Source organism: Allorhizobium ampelinum S4 (assembly GCF_000016285.1).
GTDB classification, from domain to species: Bacteria; Pseudomonadota; Alphaproteobacteria; order Rhizobiales; family Rhizobiaceae; genus Allorhizobium; species Allorhizobium ampelinum.
In genome coordinates, this window is the sequence record NC_011989.1 from 2,563,291 (window position 1) to 2,582,996 (window position 19,706).

General features: G+C 57.9%; 14 protein-coding genes. 5 read left to right on the forward strand and 9 right to left on the reverse strand.

All coding sequences use genetic code 11. The features are described from left to right. Nucleotides 1-519 precede the first annotated feature (519 nt). On the forward strand, nucleotides 520-2,079 hold the full coding sequence (locus AVI_RS12220; protein ID WP_015916636.1) for a hypothetical protein: 1,560 nt from the start codon (nucleotides 520-522) through the stop codon (nucleotides 2,077-2,079). A gap of 305 nt (nucleotides 2,080-2,384) precedes the next feature. Further along, complete coding sequence (locus tag AVI_RS12225) at nucleotides 2,385-4,427, forward strand: O-linked N-acetylglucosamine transferase, SPINDLY family protein (RefSeq protein ID WP_015916637.1); 2,043 nt, start codon at nucleotides 2,385-2,387, stop codon at nucleotides 4,425-4,427. A 149-nt stretch (nucleotides 4,428-4,576) separates the two neighbouring features. Here AVI_RS12225 and AVI_RS12230 read toward each other — a convergent pair whose 3' ends face one another. From AVI_RS12230 to AVI_RS12255, 6 genes are all read right to left on the reverse strand, one after another. Next, nucleotides 4,577-5,761: a membrane dipeptidase gene (locus AVI_RS12230; RefSeq protein ID WP_139192499.1), complete on the reverse strand. Its 1,185-nt coding sequence runs from the start codon at nucleotides 5,759-5,761 to the stop codon at nucleotides 4,577-4,579. A 402-nt stretch (nucleotides 5,762-6,163) separates the two neighbouring features. Beyond that, a complete protein-coding gene (locus AVI_RS31130) occupies nucleotides 6,164-6,610 on the reverse strand; it encodes a hypothetical protein (RefSeq protein WP_015916639.1) in 447 nt (148 codons plus the stop codon). A 241-nt stretch (nucleotides 6,611-6,851) separates the two neighbouring features. Continuing rightward, on the reverse strand, nucleotides 6,852-7,274 hold the full coding sequence (locus AVI_RS12240) for a secondary thiamine-phosphate synthase enzyme YjbQ (protein ID WP_041698118.1): 423 nt from the start codon (nucleotides 7,272-7,274) through the stop codon (nucleotides 6,852-6,854). A gap of 54 nt (nucleotides 7,275-7,328) precedes the next feature. Beyond that, complete coding sequence (locus tag AVI_RS12245; protein ID WP_015916641.1) at nucleotides 7,329-8,864, reverse strand: putative bifunctional diguanylate cyclase/phosphodiesterase; 1,536 nt, start codon at nucleotides 8,862-8,864, stop codon at nucleotides 7,329-7,331. Continuing rightward, the gene (locus AVI_RS12250; RefSeq protein WP_015916642.1) at nucleotides 8,864-9,415 is read right to left on the reverse strand and encodes a heme NO-binding domain-containing protein; all 552 of its coding nucleotides are present in this window, start codon (nucleotides 9,413-9,415) and stop codon (nucleotides 8,864-8,866) included. Before AVI_RS12250 ends, AVI_RS12245 begins: the two co-directional genes overlap by 1 nt. A gap of 119 nt (nucleotides 9,416-9,534) precedes the next feature. Then, entirely contained in the window at nucleotides 9,535-10,440 is a 906-nt protein-coding gene (locus AVI_RS12255; RefSeq protein WP_015916643.1) for a LysR family transcriptional regulator ArgP, read from the reverse strand. Between the two features lie 86 nt (nucleotides 10,441-10,526). Here AVI_RS12255 and AVI_RS12260 point away from each other — a divergent pair, with 86 nt between their 5' ends. Continuing rightward, the gene (locus AVI_RS12260; RefSeq protein ID WP_015916644.1) at nucleotides 10,527-11,132 is read left to right on the forward strand and encodes a LysE/ArgO family amino acid transporter; all 606 of its coding nucleotides are present in this window, start codon (nucleotides 10,527-10,529) and stop codon (nucleotides 11,130-11,132) included. A 3-nt stretch (nucleotides 11,133-11,135) separates the two neighbouring features. Here AVI_RS12260 and AVI_RS29135 read toward each other — a convergent pair whose 3' ends face one another. Beyond that, nucleotides 11,136-12,233 (reverse strand): DUF930 domain-containing protein, encoded by a 1,098-nt coding sequence (locus tag AVI_RS29135; protein ID WP_015916645.1) that lies wholly within the window; start codon nucleotides 12,231-12,233, stop codon nucleotides 11,136-11,138. Between the two features lie 142 nt (nucleotides 12,234-12,375). Here AVI_RS29135 and AVI_RS12270 point away from each other — a divergent pair, with 142 nt between their 5' ends. Beyond that, nucleotides 12,376-13,539, forward strand: a complete 1,164-nt coding sequence (locus AVI_RS12270; protein WP_015916646.1) for an amidohydrolase — start codon at nucleotides 12,376-12,378, stop codon at nucleotides 13,537-13,539. Nucleotides 13,540-13,632: 93 nt separating this feature from the next. Next, a complete protein-coding gene (locus AVI_RS12275) occupies nucleotides 13,633-14,565 on the forward strand; it encodes a DUF4238 domain-containing protein (RefSeq protein WP_041696892.1) in 933 nt (310 codons plus the stop codon). 69 nt (nucleotides 14,566-14,634) lie between these two features. Here AVI_RS12275 and rpoD read toward each other — a convergent pair whose 3' ends face one another. After that, nucleotides 14,635-16,680: an RNA polymerase sigma factor RpoD gene (gene rpoD, locus AVI_RS12280; protein ID WP_015916648.1), complete on the reverse strand. Its 2,046-nt coding sequence runs from the start codon at nucleotides 16,678-16,680 to the stop codon at nucleotides 14,635-14,637. Between the two features lie 686 nt (nucleotides 16,681-17,366). After that, complete coding sequence (gene dnaG, locus AVI_RS12285) at nucleotides 17,367-19,403, reverse strand: DNA primase (RefSeq protein ID WP_015916649.1); 2,037 nt, start codon at nucleotides 19,401-19,403, stop codon at nucleotides 17,367-17,369. Nucleotides 19,404-19,706 lie beyond the last annotated feature (303 nt).

The following is a 19,706-nucleotide window of genomic DNA, read 5'->3' on the forward strand; positions in this document are numbered from 1 at the left end:
CCGAGATCAACAAGAGATCTACATCTCCACCAGATAACGCCGATCTCTGGAATTTGCTATTGTCAATAATCTATTTCCAGAGCAACACATTCAACAATTGCAATGTTTTTTGAGAATTGCGCCAAGAGAGACATCAGGGATCAAATAACGTTTCTAACAACAGAAGTTGCACCATCGCTCTACCGCAGCCCATTAAATGAAAATTAGTAATTCCTCGGGTACATATGATCGCATAAGTCGATCTCTCGTGCAGAACAGAGGTGGACTATGTTAAAGGCAAATTTTGGCGAAACGACATGCACCTTTGCAACACGTTATCGCCAATTGACGTAGGATCAGAGCTTCTGTGAGCTCTTATGCATGATGCGCTCCTAACGTGCCGGCTCATCCGAGCCATGTCCTGAGTAGCATTTTCTCTTCTGACGCGATTTGATTCGACGGTGCGACGTGTCGTGACCCGTTAGAATCCATGGTGGGAGGGTGATGTTGGCATTCCGTTAACCCAAGGGGCACATCTCAATGACTTCTATTGTTTCGTCGTTATCCATCACACAAATCAAGGCGCTGTCGACCACAGCGATCGCATCACTGAATACCGAAGATGCAGCTGCACTATCGACCACTCAGGTCGCCGCATTGTCTTCCAAGCAGATCGCCGCGATCGAAACGGTAGACCTGGCTGTGCTGGACTCCAACCAGATGGGCGCGATTTCCGTTACCGGCGTTGTCGGCCTGACGCTCAGCCAGCTGACCGCGTTGAGCTCGGGTCAGGAAGCCGCCTTGAGCACCAAGGCTGTGGCAGCACTGACGGCGTCCCAGATCGGCAATTTCGGCACGACGCAAACAGCCAATCTGTTGTCATCGCAAGTCTCGGTTCTGTCCGCGACACAAGTCGCTGCACTCGGCACCGATGATATCGCCGTGATGTCCTCCGACCAGATCCAGGCAATCAGCACCAAGGCTATCACCGGCCTGACCTCGTCGCAGCTTGGCGCCTTGTCCACAGACCAGGTCACTCAGCTGTCAACCGGTCAGATCTCCGCTCTCAGCGCCAAGCAGCTCGCCGGCCTGACCACCGACGCAGTTGCCGCCCTCTCCAGCACCCAGGTTGCTGCAATCAGCGCCAAGTCCATCAGCGGCCTGAGCACAAGCCAGATAGCTGCGCTGGAAACCGCGGATGAAGCCGCCCTGACGTCGACACAGATCGCCGCATTGTCCACTGCACAGGTCAAAGCCCTGTCTTCCGACCAGGTCTCGGCCTTGTCGTCCACGCAGATTTCCGGCTTCTCTTCGGCTCAGCTGGGCAGCCTCGACACAGCTGATGTGGCAACGCTCGACAGCGCCGATCTCGCCGCCATCAGCACCAAGACCATTGTCGGTCTGACGACCACGCAGATCGGGTCCTTGTCCACCGATCAGGTCAGCGCGCTGTCGTCCGGCCAGATCGCTACCCTCGGCGCAAAGCAAATCGCCGCCCTGACCACCGACGCTATTGCTGCCCTTTCCAGCACCCAGGTTGCTGCAATCAGCGCCAAATCCATCAGCGGCCTGACCACCAGCCAGGTGGCTGCACTGGAAACTGCAGATGGAGCTGCCCTGACAACGGCACAGATCGCCGCATTGTCCACTACACAGGTCAAGGCCCTGTCTTCCGACCAGGTCGTTGCCTTGTCGACAACCCAGGTCGCAACCCTGTCTTCAGCCCAGGTTGGGGTTCTGACCACCGATACCGTAGCCAGCCTGTCGACAGACCAGGTCGCATCGATCTCCACCAAGTCAATCGGCGGCCTGTCGACAAGCCAGATTGCGGCTCTGACGACCGCTCAAGCGGAAGCTCTGACAACCAGCCAGGTCGCCAACCTGAGCTCCAAGCAGATTTCTGCGATCGAAACCGCCGATATCGTCACCTTCTCCACCGGCGACATTGCTGCAATCAACGTCAAATCGATCAGCGGCTTGACCACCCAGGATATCGGCGTCCTGACCAGCGACCAGTTGCAGTCTCTCACCACTTCGCAGGTCCAGGCCTTCAACTCGTCGCAGGTTGAGGCCATCATTCTCGCATATCAAAGCATCTAACTGCTGACAGGCGCGGCTTAGGCCGCGCTTGCAAAACCTTCGATACAAAGACCAGATGCGGCGCCTCATACAGGCGCCGCATTTGCTTTTACAGGCTCCATTCCGCCCAAATGCAATGTTTTGCCCGTGTTTTTTGCTGGCAACCCTTCGTCAAGCCCGATGCAAGCTAATGCCGCTACCAAGGCCAAGCATGACATTGCGATCCAGTTTTACCGTGGAAAAGTGTTATGCGTCATGCCTCATGCCCATCGGCATAGGCCTGCTGTCGTTACCCGGCCTTGCGGCCGACTGTTCCTGGGGTGGATATGGACACTGGCATTGTAACATCGACTATCGCAACACCTGCTGCCGACTTCGTGGAGCAGGCACGCACTCAACAGCTCTCCCTGACAAAGTTGTTCGAAGTCGCCGAGCAATACGCCAGAGCAGGTCGGGTCGATCAGGCCATGGAACTTTACAAGGCCTGGATTGCCTATAACAGCGCCCATCCGCTGGCGCACATGGTCTATTTCAACTATTCCGTCACCTTGAGACAGCTTGGCGATATGGCAGGGGCGATCAATGCCCTGCGCGCCTGCCTGAAGATTGATCCGGAATTCGGCGCAGCCCATGTCAATCTCGGCCGGTCTCTGGAAGACAGCGGGCTGCTCAACGATGCCCTGCAACAATGGCGCAGCTTTGCCGAAATGACCACGGATATTTCGCCTGACCGGCTTGCCAATCGCATCATGGTGCTGGAGCATATTGGTCGCGTGCTGGAAAATGCCGGTCTGATGGAAGAGGCTGAAGCCTCCCTGTGGAAAGCAATCGAGCTGCGGCCCGACAAGACTGAGGCCGGTCAGCATTGGTCCGCCATACGGTTGCGCCAATGCAAATGGCCTGTCCTGCAAGAATCTCCCTATGTCACCATGCGCCAATTGCTGGATGCGGTGTCGCCGTTGACCATCTCTTGCTACTCAGACGATCCGCTGTTTCATCTGGCCAAGGCCTATCGCTGCAACAAAACAATGATCGGCCGTCCGGATCTCAGCGCCGTACCAAGCCAGTCGCCACGCCAAAAGACCGGAACCGGCCAGCGGTTACGTGTCGGTTATCTGTCATCCGACCTTCGCGACCATGCGGTCGGCTTTGCGCTGCGCGAAGTTCTGGAGTTACATGACAAGACCAGTATCGAAGTGTTCGCCTATTATTGTGGCGAACCGATAGCACTCGACGAAACCCAGCAACGTATCAAACAGGCGGTCGATGGCTGGCGCGATATTTTTGCGCTGAGTGACGTCGATGCAGCCCGGCTGATCGCAGCCGATGAAATCGACGTGCTGATCGATGTTAACGGCTACACGAAACATGCACGCACCCGGATTTTCGCCTATCGGCCCGCGCCTGTTATCGTCAATTTCTGCGGCTATCCCGGCTCAATGGCAAGCCCCTTCCATCAATATATGATCGCGGACAATCATATTGTTCCGCCTGAACACGAGATCTATTACTCGGAAAAAGTATTGCGGATCGCCTGCAACCAGCCGGTCGATCGCAAGCGGAAGGTGGCGCCGCGCCCGACACGCGCCGAAGTGGGCCTACCCGAAGACGCCTTTGTCTTTGCCTGCTTCAACGGCATGCAGAAGATTACGCAAAGCGGCTTTACCCGCTGGATGACCATCCTGCAGGCGACACCCGGCAGCGTGCTCTGGTTGTTGTCCGGCAACGAAGAGGTCAATCAGCGTCTGCGCGATACGGCAACCCGGTGCGGCGTTGATCCAGCTCGGCTGCTGTTTGCGGCCAAGGCTGGCAATGCGCAGCATCTTGCCCGCATCGCTGTTGCCGATCTCTTTCTCGATACCTTCCCCTACGGTGCGCATTCCACCGCCGCCGACGCCATCAATATGGGCTTGCCGGTCCTGACCTTCCCCGGCAAAAGCTTCGCATCGCGTTTCTGCGCCAGCGTCGTGGCATCGGCGGGAGCGCCGGAGCTGATCTGCCAATCTCCAGATGACTATGTGCGGCGCGCCATCGCCTTCGCTCAGGATCGCCAGAGTCTTGCGGCCGTCAAGGAAAGCCTGAGCCGGCAATTCGAAACCAGCGCCCTGCGTGACATGCCAGGCCTCGCCCGCCGGCTCGAAGAATTGTTCTGGCAGATGCAAGGCGAATGCGAGCGGGGAGAAACACCCAAGCCTGAGCTGCTCAATATGGAGGCCTATTACGAGATCGGTGTCGAATTCGCCATGGAGAATATCGATTTCGAGGACGATCACACCTATCGGCAGCGCTACCGGGAAAAGCTTGCCAAGTGGAATAGGCACACACCCTTGCTTCCCGACAAGCGGCTGTGGACCGGCATGGAAGACTGACACCACGGCTCGAAGACACCGGATAATTTCTTAAACCGGCGTCGATTTAAGAAGAAGATTATGCGGCACATATAAAGCGCTACAGCGCCGCCCGCCAAATCTGGCGGACGGCGCTGCTCTATTTTCTGCCGAAGACAAAATCGGCGGCCTCAGGGCCGGACCTGTTCCCATACACGCAGGAAATTGCCGCTATAGACATCGATGATCCGTTGCGCCGGCCAACCGGCGGCGACCATGGCTTCGGTCAGTTTCGGTAGATCGGCGCCGCTCTGCATGCCGGTCGGCAGGCTGGAAATGCCACCATCGAAATCGCTGCCAAAGGACAGGTGCTTCCAGGGATCCTCGACAATGTCCATACTGGCGATGAGCTGCGCGAACGCTTCATAATAGGCGATCACGAAGGCAATGTCGGCGTCCATGTCCGGCTTGCCATCCGCAAGATAGCGGTTCTGAAGGAAATACGGTGCTAGGATAACGCTGATACAGCCGCCGGTCCGGACAATGGCACGGATGGCTTCATCGCTGAAGGCCCGATCGAGATGACGTGAAGGTCTCTCCTCCCCGCCCCGTGTCACCGTGCGCGATGCGCCGTGCGAGGCCAAGACTGGAACATGGCGGCGAACACAAATCTCACAAGCATCGAGAATCCCCTGCGTGGATGTGTGGGTGACATCCACCAGCAGTCCGACATCGACGCAGCGCTCCACCACCTGCCTGCCGAAGGCAGACAACCCGCCACCCTCGATCTTGCCCCACGGATTGACAGGCGCATAACCGGCCTCGGAGATATCGGTATGGCTGAAATGGTTGAGGGTCAGATAGGCGGCACCGGCCTTGGCAATCTCTCCCAACCTGTCCAGCCGCAGGGCCTGGCTTTTAACCCCACCCGGCCCCAGCATATGCGCGCCTTCCATGGACAGGATCGCGCATCGCGCACCCTCCGCCTTGGCGACGCGGACCTCGTGGGCGTTGCGCGCCAGCCGCATCCGGCCCTGGCTCTGCCTGATAACCTCTTCCACATAGCGGTGATGATCCACCCAGTTTTTCCAGGGGTCAAGGAAGGGAGCCGGGATAAGATTTTCCCACAGGGCATGGGCGCTGAAACAGGCGCCACCATAACCGCCTTCCAGAAAATCAGGCCCGCTGACATGTTCGGACAATGGCCTGTTGCGCCCTCTGGGTGAGGTTTTGCGAATCAGCCAGACCACAAGGGAGCGCCGATGCGCCTTCCAGTCTCCCTTCCAGAAATCATATCCGGCCAGTCGCGATAGAAACAGCGAATCCAGATGGGTATCGATTGGATAGGCAAGCGCGTGAAGCGCGCTGACAGTCATATCGGTTATTTCAGAAATGGAATCTGTCGTATTTTCAGAAGAAAGCCTGTCCATTGAGACATGTCTCCAGCAACGAATTTTAAAAATGACTAAATATAAATATTGATGTGAATGTTACTCGCATCCTGTGTCCGGTTTATAAAAACACACATGATGCAGTAGGCTCTGAAATGCTTCGATCAGACCAAGCGACACACTCTATGACGTCGCCATTATCTCTCGTATCGATAGGACAGCGCCTTTTGATCTGATCCGTATCCATAGTCAGACGAATAAAACAATAAGTCCAGCGCGATTACAAATGTGCGATCACCAGACAAACGTAGATACGGCGCGCGTCCTGTCGGGACGCGCGCCGCCAATCATTTAAAATAACTCTTCAATTCAAGACCGGCTTCACAATCAATTCGCGAAGGGGCAGCCGGGGCGGTTTGCGAGAACGACGCGATCGTATTCGCCGTAGCGGATACCACCGACAATCACGCGGCGCGGCGTGACACGTTCGATATTCGGCCGGCGCAAGCCATCACGGCGGGCCTGACGGATCGCATCACCGGGCGAGCAAACGCCACCGTAACGCGGATCGGGACCATCCCAACGCCGTGGCGGCGGAGGCGGAGGGCCACCCCATGGTGGCGGTGGTGGCGGCGGGCCACCCCACGGCGGCGGCGGTGGTGGTGGACGGCGGTAACCGTCACCGTCCCAGGACTGCACCAGTTGCGGCGCATCGCCGCCGATATAGACGCCCAGGCGAACGTCCGGCTGGGCCGCGGCCGGGCCAACCGTGGCAACCACCGCGCCGATCAAGGCCAGTCCGGCCAGAGCTGTTTTCGCAAAAATGCTTCGCATTGTTTTTCTCCTCGAAGGACGGCATGGGTTTCTCTTTGAAAAACCGGCTCACCGCCCCGAAAACCCTTATCTAATCATGGGTTTGATTGATCTGCGCAGAACACCGACGCAGAAAAGCCAACCAAGATCTCGCGTCGGACAGCCCGTTTCCGTAAGCGATTGATTGAGAGATTAACGCCGCAATACTGAACGCCATCAGAAGCGCCCATTCAGTCTCGGTTCATTAATTTCAGCTTGTGGTTCAAGAGCTTAGATGCATTACTACCTGGCGCGTATGGGGTTGGTCGCGATGTTCGAACAGGTAAATACCCTGCCAGGTTCCAAGCAAAAGCCGTCCATTGGCCACCGGAATACCAATCGACACCTGCGTCAGGGCCGATTTTATATGGGCAGGCATATCATCGGGCCCTTCCTGGCGATGGGTGATCCATGCCATGGACGGATCGTTACACGGCGGGACCAGGCGCTGAAAAAACACTTTGAGATCACGCTTCACATCCGGATCGGCATTTTCCTGGATGATCAGCGAGCAGGACGTATGGCGCACGAAAACAGTCAATAGTCCTTCCTGGGCGCCCGCATGCCTGACAAAATCACCGACCTGATCGGTAAATTCGTACAGACCCTGGCCACGCGTGGAAATCGACAGGCTGGTTTGCGGCATGGCATGGTCCTCGAATTGCGCTCCGTCAAGGAAATGGCCCATAGAACGCCTGCGTCAAGGGCTCTTTCCAGCTGCAAGGCTTAGACGTTCCGGTTGCGAGAAACACAGCAAGTCTTCCAGAGGTGCCGGGCGGCCATAGAGAAAACCCTGATGTTTGCGGCATCCGGCTTCCACAAGCCAGCGTGCCTGCACCTCCGTTTCGATACCTTCCGCGACAACATCGATGCCGAGCGCCTGGGCCATTTGCAGCACGGCCTGAACGATAACCTGCCCAACTCGGTCGTCCCCAACCCGGCTGATCAGGCTACGGTCTAGTTTCAACCATTGGATCGGCAGGCTGCTGAGAGAGGAAATATTCGAATAGCCGGTGCCGAAATCATCGAGCGCAACCCGAACGCCGAGCCGCGAAAGTTCGGAAAGCTCGCGCCCGGCCCGCAGCAGGTCCGACATGATCAGGTCCTCGGTAATCTCCACCACCAATGCCGTGGCTGGAAAACCGGTCTGTTCCAGGATGGACGCGATGACCATCGCCAGATTACCGGACTTGAACTGGCTTGGAGAAATATTGACCGACACGTAGTTGAGCTTGCCAGCCTTGACCAGCGGCGCTGTTTGCGCACAGGCGGCGCGGGCGACCTGCGCAAACAACCGATCCAGAAGGTTGCGCTCTTCCGCCAGTGGCAGAAATACACCCGGCAGCACCAGACCGCGATAGGGATGCTGCCAGCGTGCCAGCACTTCCACCCCCAGTATCCGCTTGCTGGCTCCATCAACGATCGGCTGGTACCAGGGCATGATTTCATGGCGGTCCATGGCCAGCACCAGTTCCAGCTCCAGCAAGCGTCGCTCGTTGGCCTCGGCCCAAAGGTCGTCGTCAAAAGCGGTCGCCAGCGACAGCCCAGCTTTCTTGGAAACGTAAAGCGCCATATCGGCATGCCGCAGCAATTCGGTGGACGATGCGGCATGATCCGGCAGGCTCGCATATCCGATGGACGCCGAGACCTCCAGGCGCTTGCCGTTGAAGAGAACCGGCTCCTGCAAACTGGCGCGAAAACTTGAGACAAAGGCATGATCGGCCGTCACATCCGACAGATGGTCGAGAATCAATGCAAATTCGTCACCACCCAGCCGTGCCACCGTTCCAGGTCCAGCCGCAACCATCAGGCGGCGGGCAAATTCCCGCAGCACCGCATCCCCCGCCTCATGACCATAAGCGTCGTTGATCGCCTTGAACCTATCCATATCAACAAGAACAACCGTAACACGGTCGCCTCGAAGGCGGCTCTTCTGGCAAGCGTCGGTCAAAACCGCGGTAAAGCTGCGACGATTGGCAAGCCCGGTCAATTGGTCCTGCTGGGCCAGTGCAATGGCACGTTCGCGCTCCTGAACCAGCTCCTCCGTGCGCTGCATGACCCGCTGTTCGAGATCTTCCGCCTGTCGTGCCAATTGGCAATTGGCCATGTAAAGTTCACGCGCACGCGCTTCCAGCAATGTCTCGGCTTGGCGGCGGGCCGCGCGCTCGCGCTCCAGACGGCGGGTCAGCCGGTCGATCCGATCAGGCTCGGAAACCTCAAATGGCTGGTTTACCATCACGATGCGCTCTCGGCGATCACAAACAGAGTTGCCCCATCGTCGCGCGCGCTGCGTTCGACCTTAACAATGCTTCCAAAATGCCGGGCAGCCCCTTGGATCAGGCCTTCCGCCAAGGCCTCCATTTTCCGCCCGGACCGATAGAGCATGGACAGGGACGTACCGTCCTGGCTGAGAATTTCGAAGGAAGGCAATTCCGCGTCGGGATAGAGCTTTTTCACCTCGACATGAATATGGGCATCAATGCTGGCGAGAAAGCCGAAGAGACCGCCGCTGCGGTCGAAAAAGCCTGGAAACAACACGGCGAAACGTCCCGCAAGATGCAGTCCGAACGCCTGCATCAATGCATCGACACCAAGGCCGGAGCGTTGCGACAGCGCAGCCAGCAGCGCCATCATTTCACGATGGTCATAGGTGCCGACGCTGGTATAGGCTCCGCCACTGGCAAGCCCATTGGTCAGTAGAGAGGCTTCGATAATGTCGTCGGCCATGTCTTCATTCCAGGTCGCGGCGACGAATTCGAGCATTTCCGTAAAAACCATCCCTTTCATAGTCTATCCCAATGCCTCCCAGCTATCGACGCGAGGCAACAATATGAGGGAAAACTTAACAACAAAGCGTTGTACCATCCATCTCTACGACCCAAATATACTTTGTGGTGAATGCAGTCTTACCGCATTGATGGAAGTTTACGCGCCATGGGCAGCAAGCATTGGCGTGCTGCGGCAAGGACGCTTGCCGTTAGCGGATCGAGCGCCCGGCCCAGCGCCCTGCTCCAATGCCAATAAAGCGGCACGGCAAGCGGTTGATCCGGCCTCAGATCCACCAGCACGCCCTCGGCAATCAAGGGTGCCACCGAAACTGCCGGGTTCATGCCCCAGCCCAGCCCCAGACGCGAGGCATCGATAAAAGCCTGGCTGGAGGGCAGCCAATGGCAAGGGGGTGACAATCGACATCCGGCCACCTGCTCTATCCAGGCGGTTTGCAATCCATCCTTAGCGTTGAAAGTAAGGCAAGGGGCGACAGCCAGAGCCTCAGCGGTGACGCCCTGGGGAAACCATCTCGCTACAAAATCCGGGCTGGCCGTGGCGCGGTAGGTCAGCAATCCAAGCGGTCGGCAATCGCAGCCCTGAACGGGCGCGGCAAGCGAGGTCACCGCCGCCCGCACCTCACCGCGCCGCAGCCAATCGGCACTGTGGTCCTGATCGTCAAGCACCAGATCGAACAACAGGCCCTCCACCGCAGCCATGGCTGGCACGAACCATGTCGCGAGACTATCGGCATTGATTGCCAGCCGCACCGTCACCTGCGCCGCCTGCGCAAGGCCGAGATCTCCGATCACCTCGCGCTCCAGCAAGGCCACTTCCTCGGCATGGCGGCAAAGCCTCGCGCCCGCCGAGGTCGGCAAGCAAGGTTGGCCACGAATGATCAGCGCCGTGCCGGATCGCTCCTCCAGCAGCTTGATGCGCTGCGAGATCGCCGATTGCGTTACCCCCAATTGCCGGGCCGCCTTTTCAAAGCTGCCGCTGCGGAGCACAGCCACCAGCGCCGATAACTGCTCACCATCGAATGCCATTAGAATTTCTTATGACTGGTTATATTTGTTAATTTTTCTAATGAATTCATTTGCATTAGTCAAAGGGCCACAACCTGGAGACCTCTATGCAAAACGCCTATTTTTCCGGCCTGTTTCTTGGCCTGAGCCTGATTGTCGCCATTGGTGCGCAAAACGCCTTCCTGCTGCGCCAGGGCTTGCGGCGCGAGCATGTCTTTATCCTCTGCCTGACCTGCGCCGCCTCTGATGCCTTGCTGATCGTGCTTGGCATTTCCGCGCTGGCGACAGTAACCGCACTTCTGCCCGCTTTTGAGCCGGTGCTGCGCTATGGTGGCGCGGCGTTTCTTCTGGCCTATAGCGCCCGGCATGCCTTCGCTGCGCTGAAAACCGAAAGCGGCCTTGCGCCCGGCGAGGCAAAGCCCAGCACGCTCACCGCCAGCCTTGCCACCTGCCTCGCCCTTACCTTTCTCAACCCGCATGTCTATCTGGATACGGTGCTGCTGATCGGCTCTATTTCCAGCCGCTTTGCGGATCACAAGACAGCCTTCGGCCTTGGCGCGGTTTCGGCTTCCTTCCTGTTTTTCTTCTCGCTCGGCTTTGGCGCACGGCTATTGGTGCCGGTATTTGCGCGGCCCGTCTCCTGGCGCATTCTGGATGCAATCATCGCCGTGGTCATGGCCTGGATCGCCATCGGGCTGATCCGGCATTCGTAAGCGTCAATTCACCGGAAAACGCCGCGCCTGCCACTGGCTTTTCGGCACGGCGGCACCGAGTGAATAGCTGAAACTGGTGATCGCCTGGGTCTTGGCATCCGTTTCGCAATGATAGCCGATATCATACCATTGGCCCCGGCTGCGGAAGGCAGCGCCTGACACATCCATCAACCGAGCCGTAACGGTCTGTCGCGTCGTCGGAGATCCCGCGATCACATCCGGCACGGCACCGGGCACGGCGCGGCGGACCTGTTCCAGCATTTCAATGCTGCAAATCTGCACGATCCGGCGTTCCGGCGGCAGCGTGCCGAGGGCTTGGCGCACCCGCGGATCGGACAGCGTTGCCTTGGAATAGATCCGTTTGGCGGGCTTCAACGCGGCAACCGGTCCGGCTTTCTTGTCCGCCACAACAGGCGAAGGCAAGGCCTCCGGCTTCTGCTGCGGCTTCGTTGCACTCTCCTCATCCAGCGCAAAGCGTTGCTCCGTCACCAGCCCGCCGCCCGGCTTTTCCACCTTGTCCGGCGTCGGCAATTGCCCGGCCAGCCCGGCATCCGGCGGCGTCACATCCTTAGGCAGGGCGGGCGGCTGCGGCGGCTCAGTCTTTTGTGGATCACCTACGGCAGACTTGTCTGGCCCGGCCTTCGGGGCATCGGGGGGTGGTGACTGGGTTTGCGCTGCCGGTTCCTCGGCAGGCGGCGGCACAGGCGGCGCATCCTCCTTCGGGGCCTCCTCGTCCTTCGGGGCTGATTCCAGAGCTTGCGGCTTATCATCGGCGGGCTTTGGCGGCTCCTGCTGTGGCGCAGGTGCAGGCGGTTTGGCTTCCTGCTTTTCCTCTGGCTTCTTCTCTTCAGCTTTGGGTGCCGCAGGTGCCGGGGCTTCCTTTGGCTTGGCCTCCGGCTTCAACTCCAACTGCAATTGCTTTTCCGGTTTTGGCTTTTCAGGTTGAGGCTTCTCCTCTGGCGGCGGCTCAATGGAAACCGACACGACCTCTTCCTTCGGCGCATCCGGCGCCTGGGCGGGCCAATGGGCCAGGAATGCCAGAACCAGAAGCCCATGCAGCAGCACCGAGGCGGTGATGCCCCAGACAAAGCGCTTATGCATCGGTTGCGGCTTTTCCTGCATTGCCCGATCCATACACGGCGCTGACGCCCGCCGCAAACCCGCAAGGTCCACTTCGCCACTTCCAGGCAGACACAATGGCGTGCTAACAGACGCATGTCAGCCACGCCATTGCGGAGCCACCATGTTCCTCAGCCCTACCGATCTGCACGCACTCACCGCCATCCGCCAGGAGCTTCATCGCTATCCGGAAGTCTCCGGTGAGGAACAAGAGACAGCCCGGCGGGTCGTCGAGGCACTGACGCCGCTCCACCCGGACCGCATTCTGACCGGGCTTGGCGGCCATGGCGTAGCGGCGGTGTTTTCGGGTGCGGCACCCGGCCCGACCCTGCTGTTTCGCTCAGAACTCGACGCGCTGCCGATTACGGAAAAAACAGGCCTGCCCTATGGATCGACAATCCCGGGGAAAGGCCATCTCTGCGGCCATGACGGCCATTCCACCATTCTGCTGGCACTGGCGCTTGGCCTGTCGCGCCAGCCGCCTGCCACAGGCCTCGTTGTGCTGCTGTTTCAGCCTGCCGAGGAAAATGGGGCTGGTGCCGCCGCTGTGCTGGCCGATCCGCGCTTTGCTGAGATTGCGCCGGATCTGGCCTTTTCCCTGCACAATCTGCCGGGTCTTCCACTCGGCCATGTGGCGCTGAAGGCAGGCCCGGTCAATTGCGCCTCACGCGGGCTGAAAATAACGCTGACCGGCAAAACCGCCCATGCCTCGCAGCCCGAAACCGGCCTGTCGCCGATGCAGGCGATCAGCAGCCTGATGCCAGCCCTGACCGCCCTCTCCCACAGCGCCCCACCCGCCCCCGACTTCCGCCTCGCCACCGTGACCCACGCACAACTCGGCGAACCCGCCTTCGGCATCGCGCCCGGCGACGGCGAAATCTGGGTGACACTGCGAACCTTGACCGATGAGGGCATGGACGGGCTTTGCAGCCAAGCCGAAGCCCTCGCCCACGCAACCGCCGCACAACACGGCCTTGGCCTGACCCTCACCTATCACGACATCTTCCTGCACTGCGAAAACGCCCCGCAAGCCGTCACCGCCCTCACCACCGCCCTCGATGCCGAAGGCATACCCCACGACGCCCGCACCCTGCCCATGCGCGCCTCCGAAGACTTCGGCCGCTTCCGCACCATCTGCCCCACCGCCATGTTCTTCCTCGGCGCAGGCGAGACACATCCGGCGTTGCACAACCCGGATTATGACTTTCCGGATGTGTTGATTGAGGTTGGGGCAAGGGTATTTATGCGGGTCGTGCGGGGGAGATTGGCGGCGAGAGATTATATTTAGTGTCAATGAGACACGAAGTGAGATCAACCTGTTGCGTCCACTCCCTGGTTGAGGCCTACTATTGAATATGCCTTAGACATTAGGTCCCAAAATATGCAGAACCAGCACTATGTCCCCAAATTTTTGTTGAAGAATTTCGCCGACATTGATGGCCGGGTATATAGATACAATAAAAGCACAGACATAGTTGGGAAAGTGCCCCCGAAACATGCCGCTTCAATTATGAATTTCTACGAATTCGAAATTCGAGGAAAAAAGATAAGTTTCGAAGATCGGTTTCAAAACATAGAAACCAAGGCAGCACCTAGCTTCAGGAAGATTGCCCTCAACAACTCAGTCGCAAATCTCACTGAATCAGAGCGATCTAATATTGCTAATTTCATAGCTGCTCAAGCTTTTAGAACCCAAGCATTTCTCGGAAATCTTAAGGAACAACCGAACAGGACAGAAATAGGCGAGACACTTGAAAGGCTTTGGGAAAGCACGTTTATAACAGTTGACATAATAGAAAATCGACACTGGGTGCTGCTAAAAATTGAACATGACGATATATTATATCTTGGCGATCAACCGGTTGTTTTACAGCACACAAAAGACCCGGCTGGCGTTCGCTGCCTCGGCTTTGACATCTTAGGTGTCGAGGCATTTCTCCCAATCAGCCCGAAGCTTGCGATCTACTTACCATGCCGTTCGACGACAGAAGAAATCATTTCTTTTTATCGAAATGGTACCCAGATCTTGGAAAGCCTTTGGAAATCTGGGCTCGGAATGACCATTGACGCTTTCACAATTCAAAGAGATTTACGGCGCGCTCAACATTTGTATGAGGCAATCACAACTGGAAAACCTGCTCCCTGCGCGTCAGAGTCTGTACTAAACCTTAATTATTTACAGGCCGCGTGGTCCTACCAATGGCTCTTCTCCAACAAGGGCGATTTTACAACTGCGAAAATGGTTCTTTCTGAATCTCCACAATACCGAAAAGCACCTGAAACCAGCCTTGCTAAGCCTGCCTTCATAACTTGACAAGCAGCGAGATTTAACAAAAAACCCGGCGTTTCCGCCGGGTTTTCAACTCTTAGCTCTTCGCTAACCTTAGCTATCCAGGAAGCTGCGCAGTTTGCGCGAGCGGCTCGGATGCTTGAGCTTGCGAAGTGCCTTGGCTTCGATCTGGCGGATACGTTCGCGGGTAACCGAGAACTGTTGGCCGACTTCTTCCAGCGTGTGGTCGGTGTTCATGCCGATGCCGAAGCGCATGCGCAACACGCGCTCTTCGCGTGGCGTCAGCGATGCCAACACACGGGTGGTGGTTTCGCGCAGGTTGGCCTGGATGGCGGCGTCGATGGGCAGTAGCGCGTTCTTGTCCTCGATGAAGTCGCCGAGATGCGAATCTTCCTCGTCGCCCACAGGGGTTTCGAGCGAGATCGGCTCCTTGGCGATTTTCAGCACCTTGCGGACTTTTTCGAGCGGCATGGCCAGCTTTTCAGCCAGTTCTTCCGGGGTCGGTTCGCGGCCGATTTCGTGCAGCATCTGGCGCGAGGTCCGAACGATCTTGTTGATCGTTTCGATCATATGCACCGGAATACGGATCGTGCGGGCCTGGTCGGCAATCGAACGGGTGATTGCCTGCCGGATCCACCACGTCGCATAGGTGGAGAACTTATAGCCGCGCCGGTATTCGAACTTGTCAACCGCCTTCATCAGGCCGATATTGCCTTCCTGAATCAGGTCAAGGAATTGCAGGCCGCGATTGGTGTATTTTTTGGCAATCGAAATAACCAGACGCAGATTGGCCTCGACCATTTCCTTCTTGGCGATCCGGGCTTCGCGTTCGCCCTTCTGTACCATGGAGACGATACGGCGGAATTCAGCGATGGAAATGCCGGTTTCTGTGGCCAGATTCTGGATTTCCTGACGGATTTCCCGGATCGTGTTGTTTTCTTCGCGGGCGAAATCCTTCCAGCCTCGGGCAGCCAGATTGCCGACCGACTTCATCCAGTTGGGATCAAGTTCCGCGCCCTGATATTGCTCCAGGAAGCTGTCGCGCTTGACGCCGTAGCTTTCAGCCAACCGCAACAGGCGGCCTTCGTTCTGCATCAGGCGCTTGGAAATGTCGTAGAGCTGCTCGACAAGGCTGTCGATCCGGTTCTGGTTCAGCGACAGCGATTTGACTGCCGTGATCAACTGATCCTTCAGCTCCTTGTAGCGCCGCTCCTGGCCTGACGACAGCGTGCCGGCACAGGCCAGGCGCGCTTCCACCTGCTGGTCCTGCAACTTGCGCAGCTTTTTGTAGGTATCGGCGATCAGGTCGAGGGTTTCCATGACCTGGGGCCGCAACTCGGCTTCCATGGCGGCCAGCGAAAGATTGGACTCGTCTTCGTCCTCTTCCTCTTCTTCCGGCATCTGCATGTCGCCGCCGACATTGGTGATGTCGTCTTCGCTGGAGCGGACCCGGCGGGTCTTTTCCTTTTCCTCGGCAGCCTTGCGATCCGCCTCGATTTTTTCCGGGCTCTGGAATTGAGGCGCGGCCTTGGCCTCGGGACCGGAATAGGTGGTCTCGAGATCGATGATCTCGCGCAGCAGCGTCGTGCCTTCGTTCAACTCGTCGCGCCAGATAATCAGCGCCTGGAAGGTCAGCGGGCTCTCACAGAGACCGGCGATCATCGTTTCGCGGCCAGCCTCGATGCGCTTGGCAATGGCGATTTCGCCTTCGCGCGACAACAGCTCCACCGAGCCCATTTCGCGCAGATACATGCGCACCGGGTCGTCCGTGCGGTCGGTCGGCTCTTTCTTCTTGGCTGTGGCAACAGCGGTATTGCCAGCAGGCGCCAGTTCGCCGCCTTCGCTTTCGGCTTCTTCGTCGTTGTCGCTTTCTTCGGCTGCCGGATCTTCGGCGTCCTCGTCCTCGACGACGTTGATGCCCATGTCGGAAAGCATCGCCATGGTGTCTTCGATCTGCTCCGAGGTCACTTCCTCAGACGGCAGAACCGAATTCAACTCATCCATAGTGACGTAGCCGCGCTTCTTGGCGGCCTTGATCATTTTCTTGACCGCGTCATCCGAAAGATCGAGAAGCGGACCGTCGGTCGCGCCATCGCGCTCGTTCTCGGCTTCTTCGTTTTCCTTGACCTTGGTTGCCATGTATCTCGTCGCTTTCCCTGACGCTTCAATTTTCCGCAGTGCTGTCACGCGCCAGATGGGGCATAGCCTTGCACCGACCACTACGAATCACTGGTTATGACCTACAGCGCCATGCGCGGACCATACGCACGAAACACGCTGTAAAACCTTAAATGTGCAGCACAACTTCTCAAACCAGATGAGGCCGAAGAAAAACCATGCCTTAGATGCGAAACATTCCGTCAGCCTTGGTGCTTTCCTGAAGGAAATGGCACGTTGACCAAGCAATGTCTAATTCCCGGTTGACCACCACGGTTCCCGTCGATTGCGGTATAACTACACAAACAGGCGACGAAGCCCGCCAGCATAGACCCGGCGCAACCTGCGTCACCTTGTTTTTTCGTTTGACCGTGATTCCCACAATTTATCGATACGTCAAGCCTTTTAAAGCGATTGTGCCTGTTGATATCGCGAAAAAACCATTCATCTCGCTCTACGCTCCTTATCCAAACGCCTCCACACGCGCCACAAGTGGCAGGGAGCCATTTAATCGCCACGTCATTAACCTGTCCTTTTGGAACATCCTTTCGGGACAGGCACGGCCTCGATCTCAGGAACTTCACCCGGTTTGAACTGAAATCTAGGCACTCACGCCGCCGATACAAGGGGCGCGGTTGGTATCTGCCATAACAAAGCTTGCAAAACCGTTATGAATTGTGACCATAAGCCGGTCCCTTGACACGGCCCGACATCACGCCAAAGCCATCGATGATCGCTTCCTGGTTCTCCATCCGAACGATTTCCAGCTGCACTTCCTGCAAAACCGACATCAGCCCGTCGATCCGCCCGGCATCATCCGCCTCGGTCGCCTCGGCAATCTCACGTTCCAGTTCGATGCGCTGGCGGCGCAGCGCCTTGGCGCGCTTATGCAATGACAGCGCCTGTGTATAGCCCTCGCGGGCATCTTCCAGCGCCGCCACCGTGGTTGCCGTCCACAGCCTGGCATTGCGGATCTGCTGGTCCAGCGCCTTCAACAGCGCATCGAAACCGCCCGACATCAACCGCTCATATAGATCCTCACGGGTCAGTTGCGCCCCGGTTTGCGCAACAGCGGTCAGCACCGCAGGCCAAAGCCTTTGCAGATCACGGCTGTCGAAATCGATGCAGGAAATCTCGTCATAATCCTCCTGCAACAATTGCGGATGATTGACGATGGTCAGCGCCAGCACGCTTTCGCGCAGGCTGGGCTGGTCATGGCTGCGGCTGACCATGCCCGACCGCGTCAGCCGGTCGGAGGCCATCGTGCTGCCGGGACGCTGGCCAGCCGGTGCGCCGCGACCACCCGCATTGTTTTGAAAACGGCCATTGCCGGGCCGGTTGCCGGTAAAGCCACCACCACCACGCTCGAAATTGCCGCGCCCGGCACGGCCAGCGCCCTGCCCCTGCCCCCGCCCCTGGAAGAACCCATAGAGCCGGTCCCTGACATTCTGCTGATAGTGGCGGCGCACATTCTCATCGGCAATGATATTGACGATCTGCTTTAACCGCGCCTCAAGCTCGGCGCGCTGCTCCGGCGTGTCAAAGCGACCCTGGCCGGTTTCGCGCAGCCAGACCATTTCATCCAGAGAGCGGGCCTCGGCCAATACCCGGTCAAAGGGCGCGCGACCATCCTGCTTGACCAGATCATCAGGGTCCTTGCCATCCGGCAGCATGGCAAAGCGGACGCTTTTTCCGGGCTTCAGATGCGGCAGGGCGAGATCAACGGCGCGAAACGCCGCGCGTTGCCCAGCGCCATCGCCATCGAAACACAGCACCGGCTGCGGCGTCATTTTCCACATCAGTTCCAGCTGGTTTTCAGTCAGCGCCGTGCCCAGCGGCGCAACGGCATTTTCCACGCCCGCCTGATAGAGCGCGATCACATCCATATAGCCTTCGACGGCAATGATCGTCTCTGCCCCATCGGCGCCCTGAAGCGTCCGCCGGGCGCGGGAGTAATTATAGAGGACATTGCCCTTGTGAAACAGTTCCGTCTCGTTGGAATTCAGATATTTGGCCGGTGCATCCGGCGACATCGCCCGTCCGCCAAACGCAATCACCTTGTCGCGGGACGACAGAATCGGAAACATGATCCGGTCGCGGAAACGGTCATAGGATACCGGAATATCCGGCCCATGCACCACCAGCCCGCAGGCCTCGATCTGCTCCTTCGGCACACCTTTTCCGGCCAGATGTTCCTTCAGCGCATTGCGGCTTTCCGGCGCATAGCCCAGTCGGAAGGTCTCGATGGTGCGGCCCGACAGGCCACGCTCCCGAAGGTAAGCCCGGGCCTTGGCACCCTGGGCTGCCTGTAACTGATCCTGGAAAAACAGCGTGGCCATTTCCATGACGTCCTGAAGGCTGGTGCGCTCGCGCTCACGCTCTATGTCGCGCGCATCCACCTTGGGCATGGCGATACCGGCCATGTCGGCAATCCGCTCGACGGCTTCTGGAAAGTTCAGGCCTTCCAGATCGGTCAGAAAGCGAAAGTGATCGCCGGACACACCGCAGCCGAAGCAATGGTAACGGCCCTTGCGATCCTCACAGTGAAAGCTCGGGCTTTTTTCACCATGAAACGGGCAGCAGGCCCAGTAATCCCCGCGCGACACGTTGGTTTTCTTGCGATCCCACGGCACGCGCGCGCCAATCACGGCCGAAATCGGCACGCGGTCGCGGATCTCGTCGAGAAAGTCGTTTGAAAATCGCATTGGGCAACCTTGAGGAATGATCTGGTTATATAGGAGGTATGAAAGACAAGCGCCACGGCTTTCATGGAATGTACCCGCTATTCACAGCGCTTCCCCCTTTGCGCCTCCCAAGCTCCAGCGTCTCCAATCCCTTTCCGGCATTTCGCCCATCATAAGGGCACATCCCATTCGACAATGAGGGAAATCACCGGGCCTCAAAAAGAGACAACGGCTCCCGAGGAGCGAGTGTCGGGATTGACATTAAGCCCACGCCCGATATTTTATCGATAATTTTTCAAAATAGACAAAAAATTGGAGACAACA